Source organism: Rhodovulum steppense, assembly GCF_004339675.1.
GTDB lineage: Bacteria > Pseudomonadota > Alphaproteobacteria > Rhodobacterales > Rhodobacteraceae > Rhodovulum > Rhodovulum steppense.
Genome location: NZ_SLVM01000015.1, coordinates 38967 through 61730 on the forward strand (window position 1 = coordinate 38967; position 22764 = coordinate 61730).

Genomic DNA, 22764 nt, shown 5'->3' on the forward strand with positions numbered 1-22764 from the left:
CCCCGTGCCTGCGCGCCGGGGCCGCGATTGGGGGGACGCGACATGATCGGAAAAGGGCTTACGGGCTGCGTGCTGGGCGCAGCCCTTTTCTGTTCTGCGGGACAGGGTCTGGCGCAGAGCAATCTGACCGAAATCGGTTGGTGCCGCGATGACGGTATCGCCGGCGGCACGGTCGAACGCACGCGCGGCGCAACGCATTGCAACATCAACACCGCGCTCGCCGCGGCGCGCAATTCCGCCATCGCGGCGGCAGAGGCCGCCGCCGCCAATGCCTGTCCCACGCCGATCAGCACCGCGAATGCGCAAAACCGTTGCAGCGCGGCCGGAAGCTTCTTTGCGCCGACCGCGATCCCGAACGTCCAGGTGCAGCAAAGCCAGGGGGCCACCGCCGCGGAACGCGCCGCAACCCATCTGAAACGGGTCGGCAATAGCGGCATCTGCACCTATACGCGCGTGATCGCCGAGCGTGAACAGAGCGACCTGAACGACAGATCCTGCGGTATCTGGCCGTTCAGGTACAACCGGCGCACCGTTCTGGCCGAGGCCCGCGCCGCCTGCGGGGTGATCTGCCGGTAGGGGCGGCTGCGCCTTGCGAATCCGTCGCGTGACGCCTATGTAACGGGGCGAGAGGTTGGCGCGGGCGAGCGCCTCGCCAACCCGGTCAGGTCCGGAAGGAAGCAGCCGTAACGAGCCCCGTTCGGGTCGCTGTCCAGCCTCTCACCTCTCCCCCGATCCGCTGGACGCCGCAGCATGCAGCCCCTAGGCTGGCACGCGCCCCGAATCCACGAGGACCCATGGCCGAGACCCAAGGCACCGCCTACCAGGTGCTCGCCCGAAAGTATCGCCCCGCGACCTTTGCCGACCTGATCGGGCAGGACGCGATGGTGCGCACCCTTCGCAACGCCTTTGCCGCCGACCGGATCGCGCAGGCTTTCGTGATGACGGGCATCCGCGGCACCGGCAAGACCACGACCGCGCGGATCATCGCCAAGGGGATGAACTGCATCGGGCCGGACGGGCAGGGCGGGCCGACGACCGACCCTTGCGGCGTCTGCGAGCATTGCGTGGCCATCGCCGAGGGCCGCCATGTCGACGTGATGGAGATGGACGCCGCCAGCCGGACCGGGGTGGGCGACATCCGCGAGATCATCGACAGCGTGGCTTATCGCGCGGCCTCTGCACGCTACAAGATCTATATCATCGACGAGGTTCACATGCTGTCCAACAACGCGTTCAACGCGTTGCTGAAGACGCTGGAGGAACCCCCCGCCCATGTGAAGTTCATCTTTGCCACGACCGAGATCCGCAAGGTGCCGGTCACGGTGCTGAGCCGCTGCCAGCGGTTCGACCTGCGCCGGATCGAGCCCGAGGTGATGATCGCCCATCTGCGCCGCATCGCGGAACTGGAAGGCGCGCAGATCAGCGCCGAGGCGCTGGGGCTGATCACGCGGGCGGCCGAGGGATCGGTGCGCGACGCGATGAGCCTTCTGGATCAGGCGATCTCGCATGGCGCGGGTGAAACGACGGCCGAACAGGTGCGCGCCATGCTGGGGCTGGCCGATCGTGGCCGGGTGCTGGACCTGTTCGATCTGATCGTGTCGGGAGACGCGGCGGGTGCGCTGGGCGAGTTGTCGGCGCAATATGCCGACGGGGCCGATCCGATGGCGGTTCTGCGCGATCTGGCCGAGATCACGCATTGGCTGAGCGTCATCAAGATCACCCCCGAAGGCGCCGACGATCCCACCGTGGGCCCCGACGAGCGCGCCCGCGGCAGCGCCATGGCCGAGCGGCTGGCGATGCGGGTGCTGGCGCGGATGTGGCAGATGCTGCTCAAGGCGCTCGATGAGGTCGCGCAGGCGCCCAACGCGATGATGGCGGCCGAGATGGCGGTGATCCGGCTGACCCATGTCTCGACCCTGCCCACGCCCGAGGATCTGGTCCGCCAGTTGCGCGAGACGCCGCCCACGGGGCCCGCGCCCACGGGTGGACCCATGCCCGGCGGGGCGGGGCAGGGGGCGCGCGCACAGGCGGTCGCGATGCCACGTCCTGCGCCCGGCGGCGGCGGGGCCGCCACGGCGCTGGCCCATTCGCCCGAACCGACGCTGGCTGCCTATGGCGCCTTTGCGCAGGTGGTCGAGCTGATCCGCGCCAGCCGCGACGTCAAGCTGCTGGTCGAGGTGGAAACCCATCTGCGCCTTGTCAGCTATGCCCCCGGCCGGATCGAGTTCGAGCCGACCGCCGACGCGCCGCGCGATCTGGCCGCGCGGCTTGGCCAGCGCTTGCAGGCGCTGACCGGGGCGCGCTGGGGCGTCTCGGTCGTGGCCTCGGGCGGGGCGCCGACCATCGCCGAGACCCGTGCGGCCGAAGAAGACCGGCTGACCGCGGCCGCCCGCGAACACCCGCTGGTGCAGGCCGTTTTTGCCGCCTTCCCAGAGGCCGAGATCATCGACATAAGACCCCCCGAAGCCCCGGTTCCGGATGCCGCCCTCGAGGCGCTGCCCGAGGTCGAGGACGAATGGGATCCCTTCGAGGACGACTGAGCAAAGGAGACACGCGATGCTGAAAGGATTGGGCGGCCTTGGCGACATGGCCAAGATGATGAAGGCCGCGCAGGAAATGCAGACCAAGATGGTGGCGCTTCAGGAAACGCTGTCCACGACCATCGTGGTGGGCGAGAGCGGGGCGGGGCTGGTCAAGGCCACCGCGACCGCCAAGGGCACGCTGACCGCGCTGGACATCGACCCCTCGATCTTCAACGCCGAGGAAAAGGAAGTCGTCGAAGACCTGATCCTCGCCGCGATCAAGGATGCGCAGGAAAAGGCGACGGCGAAGACCCAGGAAGAGACCCGCAAGCTGTCCGAGGAACTGGGTCTGCCCGCGGGGATGGGCCTGCCGATCTGATCCATGGGCGAGCGGCCGCGCGAGATCGAGACGCTGATCGACATGATGGCGCGGCTGCCGGGACTTGGCCCCCGGTCGGCCCGGCGCGCCGTGCTGCACCTGATCCGCAAGCGCGCGGTCCTGCTGGCGCCACTGGCCGAGGCGCTGCGCCGGGTGGCCGAGACGGTGCGCGAATGTCCCCGCTGCGGCAATGTCACCACCGCCGATCTGTGCGAGATCTGTGCAGATGACCGCCGCGCCAATGGCGAGATCTGCGTGGTCGAGGACGTGGCCGACCTCTGGGCGATGGAGCGGGGCGGCGCGTTCAAGGGCCGCTATCACGTTCTGGGCGGCACGCTTTCGGCGCTGGATGCGGTCGGTCCCGCCGATCTGCGCATCCCCGATCTGGTGCAGCGGGTGCGGGACGAGGGGATTTCCGAGGTCATCCTTGCGCTGAACGCCACGGTCGATGGCCAGACCACCGCCCATTACATCGCCGAGGAACTGACCGGGACGGGGGTTGCCATCACCTCGCTCGCCCAGGGCGTGCCGATCGGGGGCGAGCTTGATTATCTCGATGACGGCACGATCAGTGCCGCGCTGAAGGCACGCAAGGGGTTCTGAGCCCGGCTCGCGCCCCCATCACGCAATCTCAACTTGAACAGCCGGCAAGCCGCCCCTTAGCCTTGCACGACGCGCGCCCTAAATCGTGTCTGCGACACGAGGGGATCACCGAGGAGGAGTTCGCCGATGCCCACGCCCCGCCCCGCCCGTGCCACGGCCCTTGCCCGCGCGGTTCCGCTTCGGCTCTGGCTGACCGCATGGGGGCTTGCTCTGGTGCTGGCGCTTGGGGCGCAGCAGGCGCTGGCCGAGCAGAAGGTGATCGTTGCGCATGCCATCTCGACCTTCGGCGAACCGAAATACCCCGCCGATTTCCCGCATCTCGACTACGTCAACCCCGACGCGCCCAAGGGCGGCGAGATCTCGGTCTGGGCTTTCGGCTCGTTCGACTCGATGCATCCCTACACCACCAAGGGCCGGTCCGGGGGCCTGTCGAGCGTGTTCTTCGAATCGCTGATGACCGGCACCGCCGACGAGATCGGCACGGTCTATGGCCTGCTGGCCGAATCCATCGAATATCCCGAGGACCGGTCCTGGGCGATCTTCAAGCTGCGCCCCGAGGCGCGGTTTTCCGATGGCTCGCCGCTCACGGCCGAGGATGTCGTCCATTCCTTCGAGCTGTTCCGCGACAAGGGCCTGCCCAGCTTCCGCGTCCAGCTTTCGCGCCAGGTCGATCGCGCCGAGGTGCTGGAGGATGGACGGGTCAAGTTCACCTTCGCCGAGGGCGTGCCCACCCGCGACCTGCCGCAACTGGTGGGCGGGCTGCCGGTCTTTTCCAAGGCGCATTACATCGCCAGCAACCGCGATTTCGAGGAATCGAGCCTTGAGCCGCTGCTGGGCTCCGGTCCCTATGTGCTGGGCCGGATGGATGTGGGCCAGACCATAGTCTACCAGCGCAACCCCGATTACTGGGGCACCGATCTGCCGATCAACCGCGGCCGACAGAATTTCGACCGTATCCGCATCGAATATTACGCCGATTACAACGCCGCCTTCGAAGGGTTCAAGGGCGGCAGCTATACCTTCCGCAACGAGGCCTCGTCCAAGATCTGGGCCACCGGCTACGATTTCCCGGCGGTGCGCAATGGCGGGGTGCTCAAGGCCGAACTGCCCGACGGCACCATTGCGACCGGGCAGAGCTTCGTCTTCAACCTGCGCCGCCCGCAATTCCAGGACCCCCGTGTGCGCGAGGCGATCGGGCTGATGTTCAACTTCGAATGGTCGAACGAAACGCTGTTCTACGGGCTTTATGCGCGGGTCAATTCCTTCTGGGAAAACAGTTATCTGGCTGCCGAAGGGGGGCCGGGCGAGGGCGAACTGGCGCTGCTTGAACCGCTTGTGGCCGAGGGCCTTCTGCCCGAAACGATCCTGACCGACGCGGCGGTGATGGCCCCCACATCCGGCGCACGCCAGTTGGACCGGGGCAACCTGCGCCGTGCTTCGGAATTGCTGGACGAAGCGGGCTGGGAGGTCGGCGCCGACGGGTTGCGGCGCAAGGACGGCCGCACGCTGCGGGTGGAGTTCCTGAACGACAGCCAGACCTTCGACCGGGTCATCAACCCCTTTGTCGAGAACCTGCGCCGTGTGGGGATCGACGCGGTACATACGCGGGTGGACAATGCGCAGGCGACCAACCGCGAGCGCAGCTTCGATTTCGACGTCGTGACCGAGCAGTTCCCGATGGACTACATCCCCGGCTCGGGCCTGCTTCAGTATTTCGGCTCGGAAACCGCGGATACCTCGGTCTTCAACAAGATGGGGCTGAAAAGTCCGGCCGTGGACCGGCTGATCGAGATCGTGCTGGCCGCCCAGGACGATGCCCAGGTCGAGACCGCGGTCAAGGCGCTTGACCGGGTGCTGCGCGCCGAACGGTTCTGGGTACCGCAATGGTTCAAGAACACCCATACCGTCGCCTATTACGACATGTACGAGTATCCCGACCCGCTGCCGCCCTACAGCTTGGGCAATCTCGATTTCTGGTGGTATAACGCCGAAAAGGCCGCGGCGCTGCGTGCCGCCGGTGTGCTGAGATAACGAGGCAGAGCAGCCCATGGGCGCCTATATCCTTCGGCGATTGTTCCTGATCGTCCCGACGCTGTTGGGCATCATGATCATCAACTTCACCCTGACCCAGTTCGTGCCCGGCGGCCCGATCGAACAGATCATCGCCCAGATGGAAGGACAGGGCGATGTGTTTCAGGGCATTGCGGGCGGGGGCGATGTGGGCGAACGGGCGCAGGGTTTTGGCGACGACCGCTATGTGGGCGCACGCGGGTTGCCGCCCGAGTTCATCGCGGAACTGGAACGCGAATTCGGCTTCGACAAGCCGCCGCTGGAACGGTTCCTGACGATGATTTGGAACTATATCCGCTTCGATTTCGGCCAGAGCTATTTCCGCTCGGTCGCGGTGATCGATCTGGTGCTGGAAAAGATGCCGGTTTCGGTCACGCTGGGGCTGTGGTCCACGCTGATCGCCTATCTGGTCTCGATCCCGTTGGGCATCCGCAAGGCGGTCAAGGACGGCACGCCCTTTGACACCTGGACCAGCGGCGCGATCATCGTGGGCTATGCGATCCCAGGCTTCCTGTTCGCGGTGCTCCTGTTGGTGCTGTTCGCGGGCGGGTCCTATTTCCAGTGGTTCCCGCTCCGGGGGCTGACCTCGGACAATTTCGACGAACTCAGCCTGATCGGCAAGATCGGCGACTATTTCTGGCACATCACCCTGCCGGTGCTGGCCACGACGATTTCCAGCTTCGCGACGCTGACGCTGCTGACCAAGAACTCGTTCCTCGACGAGATCAAGAAGCAATATGTCATCACCGCCAAGGCCAAGGGTCTGACCGAATCCCGCATCCTTTACGGCCATGTCTTCCGCAACGCGATGCTGATCGTGATCGCGGGCTTCCCGGCGATGTTCATCGGTGTGTTCTTCGGCGCCTCGATCATCATCGAGACGATCTTCTCGCTCGACGGCCTTGGCCGGCTGGGCTTCGAGGCGGCGGTGGCGCGCGATTATCCGGTGATCTTCGCCACGCTCTATGTCTTCGGGCTGATCGGGCTTCTGGTCGGGCTGATCTCCGACCTGACCTATGTGCTGGTCGATCCGCGGATCGACTTCGAAAGCCGGGAGACCTGAGATGTTCGCGCTCTCCCCCCTGAACCGGCGCCGCTGGCGGAATTTCAAGCGCAACCGCCGGGCCTATTGGTCGCTGATCCTGTTCGCCATCCTGTTCGGCCTGTCGCTCTTCGCCGAGGTGATCGCCAATGACAAGCCGATCTATGTCCGCTTCCAGGGCGAGAGCTTCTTCCCGATCTACCGCTTCTACCCCGAAACCGCCTTTGGCGGCGACCTGCGCACCGAGGCCGTCTATCGCGACATCGAGGTGCAATGCCTGATCCTGACCGGCGGGCTGGAGGAGTGCTGGGACGCGCCCGAGGACCTGATCGCCGAGGCAAGGACCGGCGTGATCGACGGGCAGGACATCGCGCAGGGCCGCATCATCTGGCCGCTGATCCCCTACAGCTACAACACCATCTCGGACATTTCGGGCACCGCACCGGCACCGCCCAGCGCGGATCACTGGCTGGGCACCGACGACACGGCGCGCGATGTGGTGGCGCGGGTGATCTACGGCTTCCGGCTGTCGATCTTCTTCACGCTGATCGTGACCAGCATCGCCTCGGTGATCGGCATCGTGGCGGGCGCGGTGCAGGGGTTCTTTGGCGGGATCACCGACCTGATCTTTCAGCGGGTGATCGAGATCTGGACCTCGACGCCCCAGCTTTACATCATCATCATCCTGTTCGCGGTGCTGGGGCGCAGTTTCTGGCTGCTGGTGTTCCTGACCGCGCTGTTCGGCTGGCCCGCGCTGGTCGGCGTGGTGCGGGCCGAATTCCTGCGGGCGCGCAATTTCGAGTATGTCCGCGCGGCCCGCGCGCTGGGCGTGTCGAACGCCACGATCATGTTCCGCCACATGCTGCCGAATGCCATGGTGGCGACCCTGACGCTTCTGCCCTTCCTGATTACCGCGACCATCGGCACGCTGGCCTCGCTCGATTTCCTGGGCTTCGGGCTGCCCTCCTCGGCGCCCTCGCTCGGGGAACTGACGCTTCAGGCGAAACAGAACCTCCAGGCGCCCTGGCTGGGCTTTACCGCGTTCTTTACCTTCGCGATCATGCTGTCGCTTCTGGTGTTCATCTTCGAAGGCGTGCGCGATGCCTTCGACCCCAGAAAGACCTTTCGATGAGCGCGGTCCTCAAGGTGCGGAACCTGTCGGTCAGCTTCCGGCAGGACGGGCGCGACATCGCCGCCGTGCGCGGCGTCAGCTTCGAGGTGGGCCGGGGCGAGACCGTGGCCATCGTGGGCGAATCCGGGTCGGGCAAGTCGGTGACGGCGCTTTCGACCGTGGCGCTGCTGCCCGGCAGCGCGACGGCCACGGGCTCGATCACCTATGGCGGCGAGGAACTGATCGGCGCGTCCGAGGCGCGGCTGCGCGCGGTGCGGGGCAACGATATCAGCTTCATCTTCCAGGAGCCGATGACCTCGCTCAACCCGCTGCACACGCTGGAAAAGCAGCTGACCGAAAGCCTTGCGCTGCATCAGGGCCTGACCGGGGCGCCCGCGCGGGCCCGGGTGCTGGAACTGTTGCACAAGGTCGGCATCCGCGACCCTGAATCCCGCCTCAAGGACTATCCGCACCAGTTGTCGGGCGGACAGCGCCAGCGGGTGATGATCGCCATGGCACTGGCCAACGGGCCGGACCTGCTGATCGCGGATGAACCCACCACCGCGCTGGATGTGACCATCGAGGCGCAGATCCTCGAACTGCTGGCCGAGTTGAAGCGCGCCGAGGGGCTGAGCCTTCTGTTCATCACCCATGATCTGGGCGTGGTCCGCCGCATCGCCGACCGGGTCTGCGTGATGAAGGATGGCGAGATCGTCGAGACCGGCCCGACCGAAAGCATCTTCACCGCGCCGCAGCACCCCTATACCCGCAAGCTGCTGGCCGCCGAGGCGGTGGGCGGCCCCGATCCGGTCAAGCCCGACGCGCCGGAAGTGATCCGCACCGAGGCGTTGAAGGTCTGGTTCCCCGTCCAGCGCGGGTTCCTGCGCCGCACCGTCGGCCATATAAAGGCGGTGAACGCGGCCGACATTTCCGTGCGCGCGGGCGAGACGCTGGGCATCGTGGGCGAATCCGGCTCGGGCAAGACGACGCTGGCGCTGGCGATCATGCGGCTGATCTCGTCCGAGGGGCGGATCGTCTTTCAGGGCAGCGGCATCGACGGGCTGAAATCGCGCCAGATGCGCCCGCTTCGCCGCGACATGCAGATCGTCTTCCAGGACCCGTTCGGCAGCCTAAGCCCGCGCATGACCGTCGAGCAGATCGTGGCCGAGGGGCTTGGCGTGCATGGCGCCCGCTCGGGCCGGTCCGCGCGCGAGGAAGTGGCGCAGATCCTGACCGAGGTGGGGCTGGACCCCGCGATGATGCACCGTTACCCGCACGAGTTCTCCGGCGGGCAGCGCCAGCGCATCGCGATTGCGCGCGCCATGATCCTGCGCCCGCGCCTGCTGGTGCTGGACGAACCGACCTCGGCGCTGGACATGACGGTGCAGGTTCAGATCGTGGACCTGCTGCGCGAGCTGCAACGCCGCAACGACCTGGCCTATCTGTTCATCAGCCACGATCTGCGCGTGGTCCGCGCGCTCAGCCACAAGGTCATCGTGATGAAGCAGGGCGACATCGTCGAGGCGGGCGAGGCCCGCGCGATCTTCGAGGCGCCGCAAAGCGGCTATACCCGCACGCTGATGCAGGCCGCCTTTGGCGTGCCGGTGGCCGCCGCCCAATAGAGCGTGCAAAAGGAAAACGCCCGCGGCGGGGGATGCTGCGGGCGTCAGGCGGGGCGTAATTTCCCCGCCGCAGGTCCGGGCCACGCAGAGCGCGGACCGGCCGTCTCGATCAGATCGCCGAACTGTGACCCGCCTTCGACAGATCATAGGCGTCGAAGGCGCGGGCGATCATCCGGGTCAGCGGCTTGCCATGCTCGGGGATCACCAGCCCGTCATTGGTCAGGTCCACGAATCCCGCGAACTGGTCGACGACCTCGCCGAACATGCGGTTCAGTTCCGATTTCGAGATGCCGAAGGTCTCGGTGATCTCGGCGGTCGAGATGCGGAACTCGCACATCAACTGTTCGATCATGCGGCTCCGCATGTTGTCCTCGGGCGTGAAGACATGGCCCCGCCCGGTGGCAAAGCGCCCGTCGCGGATCCGCGCGGTATAGTCCGACGTGCCCGACAGGTTCTGCGCGAAGCCCTGCGGAAACTTCGAGATCGAGGACGCCCCCAGCCCGATGAGCGCGGGCGCGGTGTCGTCGGTATAGCCCTGGAAATTGCGCCGCAGCCGACCGGCATCCAGCGCGCGGGCCAGCCCGTCCTCGGGCCGCGAGAAGTGGTCGATGCCGATCTCGCGATAGCCGTCCCACAGGAACAGTTCCTTCGCGGTCTCGTAAAGCTTCAGCCGCGCCTCGGGCGTGGGCAGCGCCTCGGCCGGGATCATCGACTGACGCCGGGCCATCCACGGCACATGGGCATAGCCGTAAAGCGCCACCCGGTCGGGCGAGAGCGACATCAGCTTCTGCACCGATTCGGCGATCCGCTCGTTCGACTGGTGCGGCAGGCCATACAGGATGTCGGCGTTCAGGCTGGGGATGCCGCGGGCGCGGATCATGTCCACCGCGTCGCGGGTCACGTCATAGCTTTGAATCCGGCCGATCACCGACTGGATCTGCGGGTCGAAATCCTGGATCCCGATCGAGGCGCGGTTCATCCCCGCCGCGGCCAGCACGTCCAGACGCGCCTCGTCGATCTCGTTGGGGTCGATCTCGACTGAGAACTCGCCGCTCTCGTGCAGCGGCGCGGCCTTGAAGATGACCTCGGTCAACTCCTTCATCATGTCAGCCGACAACAGCGTCGGTGTCCCCCCGCCCCAGTGCAGCCGCGACAGCGACACGCCCGAAGGCAGCCGCCGACCCAGCATCTCGACCTCTTCCTTGAGCGTCTCGAGATAGGCGCGTACCGGCGAATCGGAGCGCGTGCCCTGCGTCCGGCAGGCGCAGAACCAGCACAACCGCCGACAGAACGGCACATGGATATACAGGGAAATCTGCGAACCGGGCTCGATCTGGTCGATCCAGCCGGCGAAGTCTCCGTCGTCTACCGATGCGTTGAAGTGCGGCGCCGTCGGGTAACTGGTGTAGCGGGGCACTTTCGCATCGAATAGACCGAGACGCGTGAGTTGCGATTCGGTGCTCATTGCACTAGCGTTATTTTCACCCGAGGGTTCGCTCCTTGATCGAAGTCAAAATTGGAAACGGAATGGCCGTGACCGACCCCCATGTGGCGCAGACTGAATGCGCGGATTGCCCGATCCGGCACCGGGCCGTCTGTGCCCGCTGCGAGACCGACGAACTGGATCAGCTCGAGGCGATCAAGTACTATCGGACCTATGATGCCGGGCAGACCGTGATCTGGTCGGGCGACCGGATGGATTTCGTCGCCTCGGTGATCGAGGGCATCGCGACGCTCAGCCAGACGATGGAGGACGGGCGCACCCAGATGGTGGGCCTGCTGCTGCCCTCGGATTTCGTGGGCCGCCCGGGCCGCGAGACGGCCGCCTATGACGTGGTGGCGACGACGGCGCTGACCATGTGCTGCTTCCGCAAGAAACCCTTCGAAGAGTTGATGATCCGCACGCCCCATATCGGCCAGCGCCTGCTGGAGATGACGCTGGACGAATTGGACGCGGCGCGGGAATGGATGCTGCTGCTGGGCCGCAAGACCGCGCGCGAGAAGATCGCGAGCCTTCTGGCGATCATCGCCCGGCGCGACGCGACGCTGAAACTGTCCAGCCCACGCGGTCGGATAGTGTTCGACCTGCCGCTGACCCGTGAGGCGATGGCCGATTACCTCGGGCTGACGTTGGAAACCGTCAGCCGCCAGATTTCGGCGCTGAAGCGCGACGGGGTTATCGTCCTGGAAGGCAAGCGTCATGTGACAGTGCCCGATTTCGATCGCCTGCTCGGCGAGACAGGTGACGACAATGACGGCGGCATGCTGGTCTGAGCCGCCAACTTGTCGGTCAGCGCCTTGCCGTGGATCCTGAATCGTTGGGACTCGGTATGGATGGTGTGGGTGAAATTTCCGGTCTCGCGCGGAGCCGAAAGGGGGGGCGCGCGGGCGCAGTTGCTTTTGGTTGGGATGAGGGCGGGGTGGGCTTTCCCCCGGACCCGGCTCTGGCTAGGCTGGGGGCATGGTAGCGCCGCGATTCATACATCTTCGTCTGCATACCGAGCATTCGCTGCTTGAGGGGGCGGTGCGGCTCAAGAAGCTGCCCGATCTGTGCAAGGCGGCGGGGATGCCCGCTGTGGCCGTGACCGACACCAACAACATGTTCGCCGCGCTGGAATTCTCGGTTCTGGCGGCGGGCGCGGGCATTCAGCCGATCCTGGGCTGCCAGATCGATCTTGCCCATGATCCGGTTGCCCCCGGCGAACGGCCGCGCCCGCCCGCGCCGGTCGTTCTGCTGGCGCAGAACGAGGCGGGCTATGGTAACCTGATGAAGCTGAATTCCTGCCTGTACCTGGGCAAGGCGGGGCAGCTGCCGCAGGTCACGCAAGAGGAACTGGAGGCGCATGCGGCCGGGCTGATCTGTCTGACCGGCGGGCCGGACGGGCCGTTGGGGCGGTTCCTGCGGGCCGGTCAGAGGGGCAAGGCCGAGGCGCTGGCGGCGCGTCTTGCGGCGGCCTTTCCGGGGCGGCTTTATGTCGAGTTGCAGCGCCATCCGGGCGCGGGCGGACGGCTGACCGAGGCGGAGGCGGCGACCGAGCGCGGCCATGTCGAGATCGCCTATGCGATGGACCTGCCGCTGGTCGCGACCAATGACGTGCATTTCCCGAAGTCCGAGATGTTCGAGGCGCATGACGCGCTCCTTTGCATCGCGGATGGGGCCTATGTCGATCAGGCCGAGCCGCGCCGTCGGCTGACGCCGCAGCATCATTTCAAGTCGCCCGAGGAAATGGCGGCGCTGTTCGCCGACCTGCCCGAGGCGATCGCGAACACGGTCGAGATCGCGCGCCGCTGTGCCGTCAAGGCGGCCAAGCGCGCGCCGATCCTGCCCCGCTTTGCCGAGGACGAGGTCGAGGAACTGCGCCGCCAGGCGAAGGCGGGTCTTGCCGCGCGGCTGGCCGTGATCCCGCATGCCGCGCCGGTCGAGGAGTACGAGAAGCGGCTGGAGTTCGAGCTGGGCATCATCGAGGGGATGGGCTTTCCCGGCTATTTCCTGATCGTGGCCGATTTCATCAAATGGGCCAAGGATCACGGCATCCCGGTAGGGCCGGGGCGGGGGTCGGGCGCGGGCAGCCTTGTGGCCTATGCTCTGACGATCACCGATCTGGATCCGTTGCGCTACAGCCTGCTGTTCGAGCGGTTCCTGAACCCTGAGCGGGTCTCGATGCCCGATTTCGACATCGACTTCTGCATGGACCGGCGCGAGGAAGTGATCGCCTATGTCCAGCAGCGCTATGGCCGCGAGAAGGTGGCGCAGATCATCACCTTCGGCGCGCTGTTGTCCAAGGCTGCCGTGCGCGACGTGGGCCGCGTGTTGCAGATGCCCTATGGCCAGGTCGACAAGCTGTCGAAGCTGATCCCGGTCGAGGGAGTCAAGCCCGTCTCGATCGAGAAGGCACTGGCCGACGAGCCCCGCCTGCGCGAGGCCGCCCGCGCCGAGGAGGTGGTGGACCGCCTGCTGACCTATGGCCAGCAGGTCGAGGGGTTGCTCCGCAATGCCTCGACCCATGCCGCGGGGGTGGTGATCGGGGACCGGCCGCTGGACGAGCTGGTGCCGCTCTACCAGGATCCGCGATCCGACATGCCCGCGACCCAGTTCAACATGAAATGGGTCGAGGCGGCGGGGCTGGTGAAGTTCGACTTCCTCGGGCTCAAGACCCTGACGGTGATCCAGAATGCCATCGACCTGATCCGCGCGGGCGGGCGGGCCCTGCACGAGGGCGCGGACGGCACGCCGCTGTACCAGCCCAAGCCCGGCGCCGAGAACGATATCGGGCATATCCCGCTGGACGATCCGAAGACCTACGAGCTTTACGCCAGCGCCCGCACGGTCGCGGTGTTCCAGGTGGAAAGCTCGGGCATGATGGACGCGCTGCGCCGGATGAAGCCCACCTGCATCGAGGATATCGTCGCGCTGGTGGCGCTGTATCGCCCCGGCCCGATGGAGAACATCCCCGCCTATTGCGAGGTCAAGCACGGGCTCAGGCCGCTGGAATCGATCCATCCCTCGATCGACCACATCCTGGCGGAAACCCAGGGCATCATCGTCTACCAGGAACAGGTGATGCAGATCGCGCAGGTCATGGCGGGCTATTCCCTTGGCGGCGCCGACCTCTTGCGCCGCGCCATGGGCAAGAAGATCGCCGAGGAAATGGCCAAGGAGCGGCCGAAATTCGTCGAGGGCGCGGTGGCGAACGGCGTGCCCAAGGCCAAGGCGGGCGAGGTCTTTGACCTGCTGGAGAAATTCGCCAATTACGGCTTCAACAAGTCGCACGCGGCGGCCTATGCGGTGGTCAGCTACCAGACCGCCTGGCTCAAGGCCAACCACCCGGTCGAGTTCATGGCAGGGGTGATGAATTGCGATATCCACCTGACCGACAAGCTGGGCATCTATGCCGAAGAAGTCCGCCGCGGGCTGGGCATCGGCATCGTGCCGCCCTGCGTGAACCGCTCGCAGGCGGGTTTTTCGGTCAGCGGGGGGCGGCTGGTCTATGCGCTGGGTGCGCTCAAGAATGTTGGCGTCGAGGCAATGCGCCTGATCGTCGAGGCGCGCAGCGACCGGCCCTTTGCCACGATCTTCGATTTTGCCCGGCGGGTGGATCTGAAACGCATCGGCAAGCGGCCGCTGGAGATGCTGGCCCGCGCGGGCGCCTTCGACCAGCTTGACCCGAACCGGCGGCGTGTCTTCGACAGCCTGGACGCACTGTCGGCCTGGTCGGCCGCGATCCATGACCAGCGCGGCTCGGCGCAGGTGTCGCTGTTCGGCGAGGCGGGCGACGACCTGCCCGAGCCGCGGCTGGCCCCGGTTGCCGACTGGCTGCCCGCCGAGCGGCTGGCCGAGGAACACAAGGCGGTCGGCTTCTACCTGTCGGGCCATCCGCTGGACGATTACATGGCGGCGCTCAAGCGAAAGTCCGTGCTCAGCCTTGCCGCCGCGCGCGAGACGGCCGAGCGCAGCGGGGGGGCGGTCGTCAAGGTCGGCGTGCTGGTCTCGGGCCTGCGCGAGATGAAAAGCGCCAAGGGCACGCGCTATTTCCGAATGGACCTGTCCGACCCCACCGGCCAGCTTGCGGGCGTCGCCATGTTCCCGCGCGAAGAGGCCGATCTTGCCGCCGCGCGCAAGGTGTTCGAGACTACCGACAAGGTGGTGGCAACGCTGGAAGGCCGGTTCAGCGAGGGCCAGTTCGACCCGACGATCCGCGGCGTTCAGCCGATGGATGCCGCGATTGCCGATGCGGGCGCGGCGGGGCTGGAAATCACCATCGAGACCGCCGAGGCCGCGCAATGCGTGCGCAGCCTGCTGGACCAGTTGGGCGCAGCGCCGCGGGGCAGGGCGGGCGGGCCGATCCGGCTGCGGGTGCTGAACCTGCAACTGACGGTCGAGGGCGAGACGCAGCTGCGCGATTGCTGCCTGCGGCTGCGTGGCACCTATCCCGTGACGCCCGCAGTCAAGGGCGCGCTGAAATCGCTGCCGGGCGTGGCGCTGGTCGAGGAAGTCTGATGGGCACGCCGCTGCCCCGCGTCGTTCTGGTGGGCTTCAACAAATGCGGTACGCGCAGTCTGGCCCTTCTGTTCCAGCGGGCTGGCCATCGTGCGCTGCACCATAAGCACCGCCGCCCTCTCCGCCGCTCGCAAACAGCCGCGCGGATCATCCGCGACAATCTGCGCGCGGGGCGCAAGGCGCTGGCAGGGATTGAGGACTATACCTTCTACTGCGACCTGATCCACGTCACGCCGACCGAGTATTTCGAGGGCAACACCGCCTTCACCTGGATCCTGCGCGACTATCCCGGCACGATCCTTCTGTTGAACCTGCGCGACCGCGAGGCCTGGATCACCTCGCGGCTGCGCCATGGTCATGGCGAGTTCGCGCGGCGGTCGATGGCGGCGCTGGGGCTGGTCGACGAGGCGGCGCTGGTGGCGCGCTGGCGGGCGGATTGGGACGCGCAGCTGGACGCGGTGCGTGGCCACATGGCCGACAGGCCCGGTCAACTGGTCGAATTCGATCTCGACCGCGATCCGGTGGAGCGGCTGGTCGCGGCGCTGCCCGACTACGGGCTTGATCCGGCCGACTGGGGCGATACCGGCCGGTCGCGCGGTCGGCATCTGCCGACACCGCTGGTCTGGGTGAAACGGGCCTGGGCGCATGCCCGCCCGCGCGCCTCGCGCTGAGGCGTCTACCAGTGCGGCGGCTTCTGGTCGGCCAGCGGCACCGTGCCGCCCGCCTCGAACTCGCGCCCGGCCTCGCGGTCCAGCAGCATGTCCACCTGTCGGCGCAAGAGGTCGATCTCGCGTCCGCGCCGGGCCAGTTCGTCGGACAGGTCCTCGACCTCGCGGATCAGTTGCGCGATCCGTTCTTCCAGTGCCCATCCCTCGGCCATGCCTGTCCTCCTGCGCCACCTTGCCCCGCCGCCCCCCATCCGCTAGACCCCGCGCGACAGCGCAAGGGACGGGCGAGACAGCCATGGCCAAGGATACCAAACCCCGGCGCCCAAGGGCCGAAACGCCCAAGGGCTTTCGCGACTATTTCGGCGCGGACGTGACCGAGCGCAAGGCGATGCTGGACAGGATCGCCGCGGTCTATCACCGCTACGGCTTCGATCCGCTGGAAACCTCGGCGGTTGAGACGCTGGACGCGCTGGGCAAGTACCTGCCCGATGTCGACCGCCCCAATGCCGGTGTCTTCGGCTGGCAGGAGGAGGATGGCGACTGGGTCGCGCTGCGCTATGACCTGACAGCACCCTTGGCCCGCGTCGCCGCGCAATACCGCAACGAGTTGCCCACGCCCTATCGGCGCTACGCGATGGGGCCGGTCTGGCGCAACGAGAAACCCGGCCCGGGCCGGTTCCGCCAGTTCTATCAATGCGATGCCGACACGGTGGGCGCGGCCTCGGTGGCCGCCGACGGCGAGATCTGCGCGATGCTGGCCGACGCGCTGGAGGCCGTGGGGATCGAGCGCGGCGACTACATCGTGCGGGTGAACAACCGCAAGGTCTTGGACGGGGTTTTGGATGCGGTAGCTGCAACGGGTTTGAACAAAGGCGAAAGGCTGCTTGAAAAGCCGTCCATGGCAAACGTGCTGCGTTACACGGCTGAAGACAGCGACTTGCGCGACGACGTTCTGCGCACGATCGACAAGTTCGACAAAGTGGGCGAAGTGGGAGTAAGGGAACTATTGGGTCGTGGCCGACTTGACGCTTCTGGCGCCTTCATCGACGGCCTAGGCTTGGCGTCTGAACAGATCGAGCCCATCGTCGCCTTTCTCACTTCGAAGGGTGCTACTAACACTGATACCCTCGCTAACCTTCGCTCCGCCGTAAGAGGCAGCCAAACGGGCGAGGAGGGCGTGGATGAGCTTGGCCTGCTAGCCGCTCAGCTCGCCGCCCAAGGCTACGGCCCCGACCGCATCGTGATCGACCCCTCCGTGGTCCGCGGCCTCGGCTATTACACCGGCCCGGTCTTCGAGGCCGAGCTGACCTTCGAGATCCTCGACGAAAAGGGCCGGCCGCGGCAGTTCGGCTCGGTCGCGGGGGGCGGGCGGTACGATGGCCTCGTGGAACGCTTCACCGGCCAGAAGATGCCCGCGACGGGGGTTTCGATCGGCGTCGACCGGCTGCTGGCTGCGCTGCGGGCCAAGGGGCGGGCGGGGCAGACCATGCAGGGTCCCGTCATCGTCACCGTGATGGATCGCGACCGGATGGCCGACTATCAGGCGATGGTGGGCGAGTTGCGCGCCGCGGGCGTCCGCGCCGAGGTCTACCTGGGCAACCCCAAGAATTTCGGCAACCAGTTGAAATACGCCGACAGGCGCGGCTCGCCCGTGGCCGTCATCCAGGGCGGCGACGAGGCCGCGCGCGATGTCGTCCAGATCAAGGATCTGGTGCTGGGCGCGAAGATCGCCGAAAGCGCCAGCCTTGAGGAATGGAAGTCGCAGCCCGCCCAGTTCGAGGCCCCGCGCGCCGAGCTGGTGGCACAGGTGAAACGGCTGCTGGCCCGGAACGGGGACTGAGCGATGGCGTCCAAGGCCGAGATCCTGGCGCAGGCCGAGCGGCTGCACGCCTTTTTCCGCAATGCGGGCGCGGACCCCGTGCAGGCCGCGATCCTGCAACCGGCGGACACGCTGCTGGACCTTTATGGCGAGGATATCCGCGCGCGCGCCTATGTCACCGCCGATGCGGCGCGGGGCGAACAGATGCTGCGCCCCGATTTCACCGTGCCTGTGGTGCAGATGCACATGCAGGCGGGCGGCGATCCGGCGCGCTACACCTATTGCGGCGAGGTGTTCCGCCGCCAGGAACGCGACCCGAACCGGCCCAACGAATATATCCAGGTGGGCTATGAACTCTTCGGCGGCGAGAACCCGGCCGAGGCCGATGCCGAGGTGTTCGCGCTGTTCTCCGAGGTGCTGTCACCGCTTGGCCTGCGCGCGGCGACCGGCGATATCGGGCTCTTGCTGGCCGCCATCGGGGGGCTGTCGACCACGCCCAAGCGCAAGGCGGCGCTGCGCCGCCATGTCTGGCGCCCGCGCCGGTTCCGCGCGCTGCTGGACCGGTTCGGCGGCCGCGCGCCCGTGCCCGAGGCGCGCAAACGGCTTCTGGCCGAGATCGAGGCAAAGGGGGTCGCGGCGATCCTGGACGCGGCCGGACCCGAGATCGGCCTGCGCTCGCGCGCGGATGTGGCCGCGCGCCTTGAAACGCTGGTGCAGGATGCGGCCGAACCGCCGATTTCGCCCGCCGAGGTCGAGTTGCTGGACGACATGCTGTCGATCCGCGAAACCTGTCCGAACGCGCTGGCCCATTTGCGCGACATCGCCGTGGACCTGCCCGCCATCGCGCCCGCGCTCGACCTGCTGGAAGCGCGGCTCGAGGCGCTGGAGGGGCAGGGGATCGACGTCGATCTGCTGGATTTCGAGGCGAGCTATGGCCGCACCACGATGGAATATTACGACGGCTTCGTCTTCGGCTTCTACGCCGAAACCCGGCCCGACCTGCCGCCCGTGGCCTCGGGCGGGCGCTATGACGCGCTGACCCGCATCCTGGGCCAGGGCCGCGCGGTGCCTGCGGTGGGCGGCGTGATCCGGCCCGAACTGGTGCTGGCCCTGACACGGGAGGGCGGGCAATGACGCTGAAGCTGGGCGTGCCGTCCAAGGGGCGGCTGATGGACAAGACCTTCGACTGGTTCGCGGGCCATGGGGTGAACATCCGCCGCACCGGGTCCGAACGCGAATATTCCGGCGCGGTCGAGGGCATCGCGGGGGTGGAACTGGTGCTGCTTTCGGCGGGCGAGATCCCGCGCGAACTGGCCGCGGGTCGGATCCATCTGGGCGTCACGGGGTCGGATCTGGTGCAGGAGCGGATCGCCGACTGGGAAACGCGCGTCGTGGCGCTGGAACCGATGGGCTTCGGTTATGCCGATCTGGTGATCGCGGTGCCGCGCTGCTGGGCGGATGTCGACACGCTGGACGATCTGGACGCGGCTGCGGCGGCGTTCCGGGCGGCGCATGGGCACCGGCTGCGCATCGCGACCAAGTATCACCGGCTGGTGCGCGACTTCCTGCGCGAGGCGGGCGTTGCCGATTACCAGCTTGTCGACAGCCAGGGCGCGACCGAAGGAACGGTCAAGAACCTGACCGCCGAGGCGATCGCCGACATCACCTCGACCGGCGAGACTCTGCGCGCGAACCACCTGAAAATCCTGTCCGACGGGCTGATCCACCGCAGCCAGGCGACGCTGTTCAAGGCGCGCGCGGCGAATTGGGACGGGGCGGCGCATGACAGCTTCCGCGCGCTGGCCGCACGTCTGGGGCTTGACGCCTGAGGCGCGCGCGCCCTCAGCGCACCCCGATCTCGGCCAGCGCCGCCATTAGCCCGGGCGGCAGGCTGTCCTCATGCGCGCGGGCGCCCGACAGGTCGCGCGGCGCCTCGCGCGGGTCGAGATAGCGCCAGCCCTGGAACGGTCGGCGCGGCGCGGCCTCGGTCCGGATCACCTGTGCGTCCAGCACGATGGCACACCGCGCGATCCCGTCCGCCCCGGTCACCGGGTCCAGCCGCAGCACCCGCTGCCGCGCCAGGATCACCCCCTTGAACACCCAGTAAAGCGAGCCGCCCGCCAGCACCTCGTCGGCGCGCTTCGGCCACATCCGCGTGACATGGCACGGCAGCCCGTCAGGCCCGAGGGCACGTGGGTTTCGCTGCCAGTCGATCAGATCCTCGACCCGCTCGGCGCCCACGCAGAGCTTCACCAGATTGACATGGGCCGCCGCCATCCTGCCCCCAGATTCTGTTGATGAACGCCAAGCCTAGGCTAATTGTTGCGGAGTTCAAGGCGGACCCGTATTGTGGAAGGCCCGCCGACTTTCCGAGGATTCCCCAGATGACCCGCTTCTCCGCCCCCATCGCCGAACAGATCTGGGACATGAAATACCGCCTCAAGGCGGCCGACGGCACGCCCGTCGATCTGACGGTCGAGGATACCTGGCGGCGCATCGCCCGCGCGCTGGCCGCCCCCGAGGCGGATCCCGCCCTCTGGGAGGACCGGTTCTATGCCGCGCTCGAGGATTTCCGCTTCCTGCCCGCGGGCCGGATCACGGCGGGCGCGGGCACCGGGCGGTCGGTGACGCTGTTCAACTGCTTCGTGATGGGCACCATCCCCGATTCCATGGCGGGCATCTTCGACATGCTCAAGGAGGCCGCGCTGACGATGCAGCAGGGCGGCGGCATCGGTTACGATTTCTCGACCATCCGGCCGCGCGGCGCCGATGTGCTGGGGGTGGCGGCGGATGCCTCGGGGCCATTGTCCTTCATGGATGTCTGGGACGCGATGTGCCGCACGATCATGTCCGCGGGCTCGCGCCGCGGCGCGATGATGGCGACGATGCGCTGCGACCACCCCGATATCGAGGCCTTCATCACCGCCAAGCAGGATCCCGCACGGCTGCGCAACTTCAACCTCAGCGTGCTGGTGACGGATGCCTTCATGGCGGCGGTCAAGGACGACAAGCCGTGGGAGCTGCATTTCGGCGGCAAGGTCTATCACACGATCGAGGCCCGCGATCTGTGGAACCGGATCATGCGGGCGACCTATGATTACGCCGAGCCGGGCGTGATCTTCATCGACCGCATCAACGCGATGAACAACCTCGCCTATTGCGAGACCATCGCCGCCACCAATCCCTGCGGCGAGCAGCCCCTGCCGCCCTATGGCGCCTGCCTGCTGGGCTCGGTCAACCTTGCCCGGCTGGTGCGCGAGCCGTTCGAGGGGCTGGCGGAACTCGACGAGGACGCGCTGGACGATCTGGTGGCAACCGCCGTGCGGATGATGGACAATGTCGTGGACGTGTCGCGTTTCGCCCTGCCGCAGCAGGAGGCCGAGGCGCGCGCCAAGCGGCGGATCGGGCTGGGGGTGACGGGTCTGGCGGACGCCCTGCTGATGGTGGGCCTGCGCTATGGATCCGATGAGGCGGCGCGTCAGACCGAGCGCTGGTTGCACCGCATCGCCCGCGCCGCCTACCTGGCGTCGGTGCAATTGGCGCGGGAAAAGGGGGCGTTTCCCCTGTTCGACGCCGACAAGTACCTGGCCAGCGGCGCACTGGCCCATATGGACGCGGATGTACGCGCCGCCATCGCCGAACATGGCATCCGCAACGCGCTGCTGACCTCGATCGCGCCCACCGGAACGATCAGCCTTTACGCGGGCAACGTGTCCTCGGGGATCGAGCCGGTCTTTGCCTATGCCTATACCCGCAAGGTGCTGCAACGCGACGGCTCGCGCACCGAGGAGGAGGTGGTGGATCACGCCGTCCGCCTCTGGCGCGAGAAGTTCGGCGATGCGCCGCTGCCCGACTATTTCGTGGACGCCCAGACGCTGAGCCCGGCCGAACATGTCCGGATGCAGGCCGCCGCGCAGAAATGGGTGGATTCCTCGATCTCGAAGACCATCAACTGCCCCGTCGATATCAGCTTCGAGGCGTTCAAGGACGTCTACATGCAGGCCTATGAAACGGGCTGCAAGGGCTGCACCACCTATCGGCCGAACGAGGTGACGGGCTCGGTGCTGACGGTCGCGGAAAGCTCCGAGAAACGGCCCGAGGCCGAGACCGGCGCGGATGTGGTCTATCTGTCGGACCCGCTCGACCGGCCGCAGGCGCTGGAGGGCAGCACCTACAAGCTGAAATGGCCCGACAGCGAACACGCGATCTACATCACCATCAACGACATCGTGATGGCCGGGCGCCGACGCCCCTTCGAGGTGTTCATCAACTCGAAGAACATGGAACATTTCGCCTGGACCGTGGCGCTGACCCGCATGATCTCGGCCGTGTTCCGGCGCGGCGGCGATGTCAGTTTCGTGGTCGAGGAACTGAAGGCCGTGTTCGACCCGCGCGGCGGGGCCTGGATGCAGGGCAAGTACATCCCCTCGATCCTGGCGGCGATCGGGGGCGTGATCGAACGGCACATGGTCTCGATCGGCTTCATCGAGGGCGAGGGCATGGGCCTGAAATCCGACCCCCGCTATCAGGCCATGGCCGTCGGAGACACCCCCCGCGGCCCCGCCTGCCCGGCCTGCGGCGCCTACGAGATGCGCATGGTCGAAGGCTGCATGACCTGCATGAATTGCGGTCACTCGAAGTGCAGCTAGGGTCAGGATCCATAAATTTGACGACTTTGATTACACGCGTAAATCTTCCATTTTGGGCAGAAAACTTCCATTAAAACACGGTTAATTCTTCCATCGGGCCGATTTCGGCTGCGAGATCGTATCGACCGGCAGGATGGGAGGCTTCGGCGCGGGGTGTCGGCCTGACGGGGGGAGGAGAGGTTCGCCCCCTGGAGGAGCGCCGGGGACGGAGCGTTTGGCCGGGCGCGTCCCGCGTGATCGGGCCTTCGGCACGGGGAACCGGCTCTTCGCCGGTGCCGATC

General features: G+C 66.9%; 18 protein-coding genes and 1 other RNA gene. 16 read left to right on the plus strand and 3 right to left on the minus strand.

Annotated features, from left to right (window positions below; translation table 11 throughout):
- The first annotated feature begins 42 nt into the window (after nt 1–42).
- The 9 genes from EV216_RS11280 (at nt 43) to EV216_RS11320 (ending at nt 9349) form a co-directional block, all read left to right on the plus strand.
- Nucleotides 43–576: a hypothetical protein gene (locus tag EV216_RS11280; RefSeq protein WP_132695517.1), complete on the plus strand. Its 534-nt coding sequence runs from the start codon at nt 43–45 to the stop codon at nt 574–576.
- A 49-nt stretch (nt 577–625) separates the two neighbouring features.
- Nucleotides 626–722, plus strand: an RNA gene (gene ffs, locus EV216_RS11285) — signal recognition particle sRNA small type.
- Between the two features lie 72 nt (nt 723–794).
- Entirely contained in the window at nt 795–2540 is a 1746-nt protein-coding gene (locus EV216_RS11290; protein ID WP_132695519.1) for a DNA polymerase III subunit gamma/tau, read from the plus strand.
- A gap of 16 nt (nt 2541–2556) precedes the next feature.
- Nucleotides 2557–2901 carry a YbaB/EbfC family nucleoid-associated protein gene (locus EV216_RS11295; protein ID WP_132695521.1) on the plus strand — a complete coding sequence of 115 codons (345 nt, stop codon included), beginning with the start codon at nt 2557–2559 and terminating at the stop codon, nt 2899–2901.
- Nucleotides 2902–2904: 3 nt separating this feature from the next.
- A complete protein-coding gene (gene recR / locus EV216_RS11300) occupies nt 2905–3504 on the plus strand; it encodes a recombination mediator RecR (RefSeq protein WP_132695523.1) in 600 nt (199 codons plus the stop codon).
- 126 nt (nt 3505–3630) lie between these two features.
- Nucleotides 3631–5535 carry an extracellular solute-binding protein gene (locus EV216_RS11305; protein WP_132695524.1) on the plus strand — a complete coding sequence of 635 codons (1905 nt, stop codon included), beginning with the start codon at nt 3631–3633 and terminating at the stop codon, nt 5533–5535.
- Between the two features lie 16 nt (nt 5536–5551).
- The gene (locus EV216_RS11310) at nt 5552–6637 is read left to right on the plus strand and encodes a microcin C ABC transporter permease YejB (RefSeq protein WP_132695526.1); all 1086 of its coding nucleotides are present in this window, start codon (nt 5552–5554) and stop codon (nt 6635–6637) included.
- Between the two features lies 1 nt (nt 6638).
- Nucleotides 6639–7748: an ABC transporter permease gene (locus EV216_RS11315; RefSeq protein WP_132695528.1), complete on the plus strand. Its 1110-nt coding sequence runs from the start codon at nt 6639–6641 to the stop codon at nt 7746–7748.
- Nucleotides 7745–9349, plus strand: a complete 1605-nt coding sequence (locus EV216_RS11320; protein WP_132695529.1) for an ABC transporter ATP-binding protein — start codon at nt 7745–7747, stop codon at nt 9347–9349. The genes EV216_RS11315 and EV216_RS11320 overlap by 4 nt, the downstream gene beginning before the upstream one ends.
- A 109-nt stretch (nt 9350–9458) precedes the next feature.
- Here the strand turns inward: EV216_RS11320 and hemN are convergent, their stop codons facing one another.
- On the minus strand, nt 9459–10814 hold the full coding sequence (gene hemN, locus EV216_RS11325) for an oxygen-independent coproporphyrinogen III oxidase (RefSeq protein WP_132695530.1): 1356 nt from the start codon (nt 10812–10814) through the stop codon (nt 9459–9461).
- Between the two features lie 62 nt (nt 10815–10876).
- Here hemN and fnrL point away from each other — a divergent pair, with 62 nt between their 5' ends.
- From fnrL to EV216_RS11340, 3 genes are all read left to right on the plus strand, one after another.
- A complete protein-coding gene (gene fnrL / locus EV216_RS11330; protein WP_132695532.1) occupies nt 10877–11623 on the plus strand; it encodes a transcriptional regulator FnrL in 747 nt (248 codons plus the stop codon).
- A gap of 187 nt (nt 11624–11810) precedes the next feature.
- Nucleotides 11811–15347, plus strand: a complete 3537-nt coding sequence (gene dnaE, locus EV216_RS11335) for a DNA polymerase III subunit alpha (RefSeq protein WP_132695534.1) — start codon at nt 11811–11813, stop codon at nt 15345–15347.
- Entirely contained in the window at nt 15347–16018 is a 672-nt protein-coding gene (locus EV216_RS11340) for a sulfotransferase (RefSeq protein ID WP_132695535.1), read from the plus strand. The genes dnaE and EV216_RS11340 overlap by 1 nt, the downstream gene beginning before the upstream one ends.
- Before the next feature lie 5 nt (nt 16019–16023).
- On the opposite strand, the gene EV216_RS11345 is transcribed toward EV216_RS11340, so the two are convergent.
- On the minus strand, nt 16024–16227 hold the full coding sequence (locus EV216_RS11345) for a SlyX family protein (protein WP_132695537.1): 204 nt from the start codon (nt 16225–16227) through the stop codon (nt 16024–16026).
- A gap of 83 nt (nt 16228–16310) precedes the next feature.
- Here EV216_RS11345 and hisS point away from each other — a divergent pair, with 83 nt between their 5' ends.
- From hisS to hisG, 3 genes are read left to right on the plus strand one after another with little or no spacing between them, the layout of a single operon-like run.
- Complete coding sequence (gene hisS / locus EV216_RS11350; protein WP_132695538.1) at nt 16311–17855, plus strand: histidine--tRNA ligase; 1545 nt, start codon at nt 16311–16313, stop codon at nt 17853–17855.
- Nucleotides 17856–17858: 3 nt separating this feature from the next.
- Nucleotides 17859–18968, plus strand: a complete 1110-nt coding sequence (locus EV216_RS11355; protein WP_132695540.1) for an ATP phosphoribosyltransferase regulatory subunit — start codon at nt 17859–17861, stop codon at nt 18966–18968.
- The gene (gene hisG, locus EV216_RS11360) at nt 18965–19663 is read left to right on the plus strand and encodes an ATP phosphoribosyltransferase (protein ID WP_132695542.1); all 699 of its coding nucleotides are present in this window, start codon (nt 18965–18967) and stop codon (nt 19661–19663) included. Before EV216_RS11355 ends, hisG begins: the two co-directional genes overlap by 4 nt.
- A gap of 13 nt (nt 19664–19676) precedes the next feature.
- Here the strand turns inward: hisG and EV216_RS11365 are convergent, their stop codons facing one another.
- Nucleotides 19677–20111, minus strand: coding sequence for a DUF1489 family protein (locus tag EV216_RS11365; RefSeq protein ID WP_132695544.1), 435 nt, complete (start codon nt 20109–20111; stop codon nt 19677–19679).
- A 107-nt stretch (nt 20112–20218) separates the two neighbouring features.
- Between EV216_RS11365 and EV216_RS11370 the strand changes: the two genes are divergently transcribed.
- Nucleotides 20219–22483 carry an adenosylcobalamin-dependent ribonucleoside-diphosphate reductase gene (locus EV216_RS11370; RefSeq protein WP_132695546.1) on the plus strand — a complete coding sequence of 755 codons (2265 nt, stop codon included), beginning with the start codon at nt 20219–20221 and terminating at the stop codon, nt 22481–22483.
- Nucleotides 22484–22764: the final 281 nt, after the last annotated feature.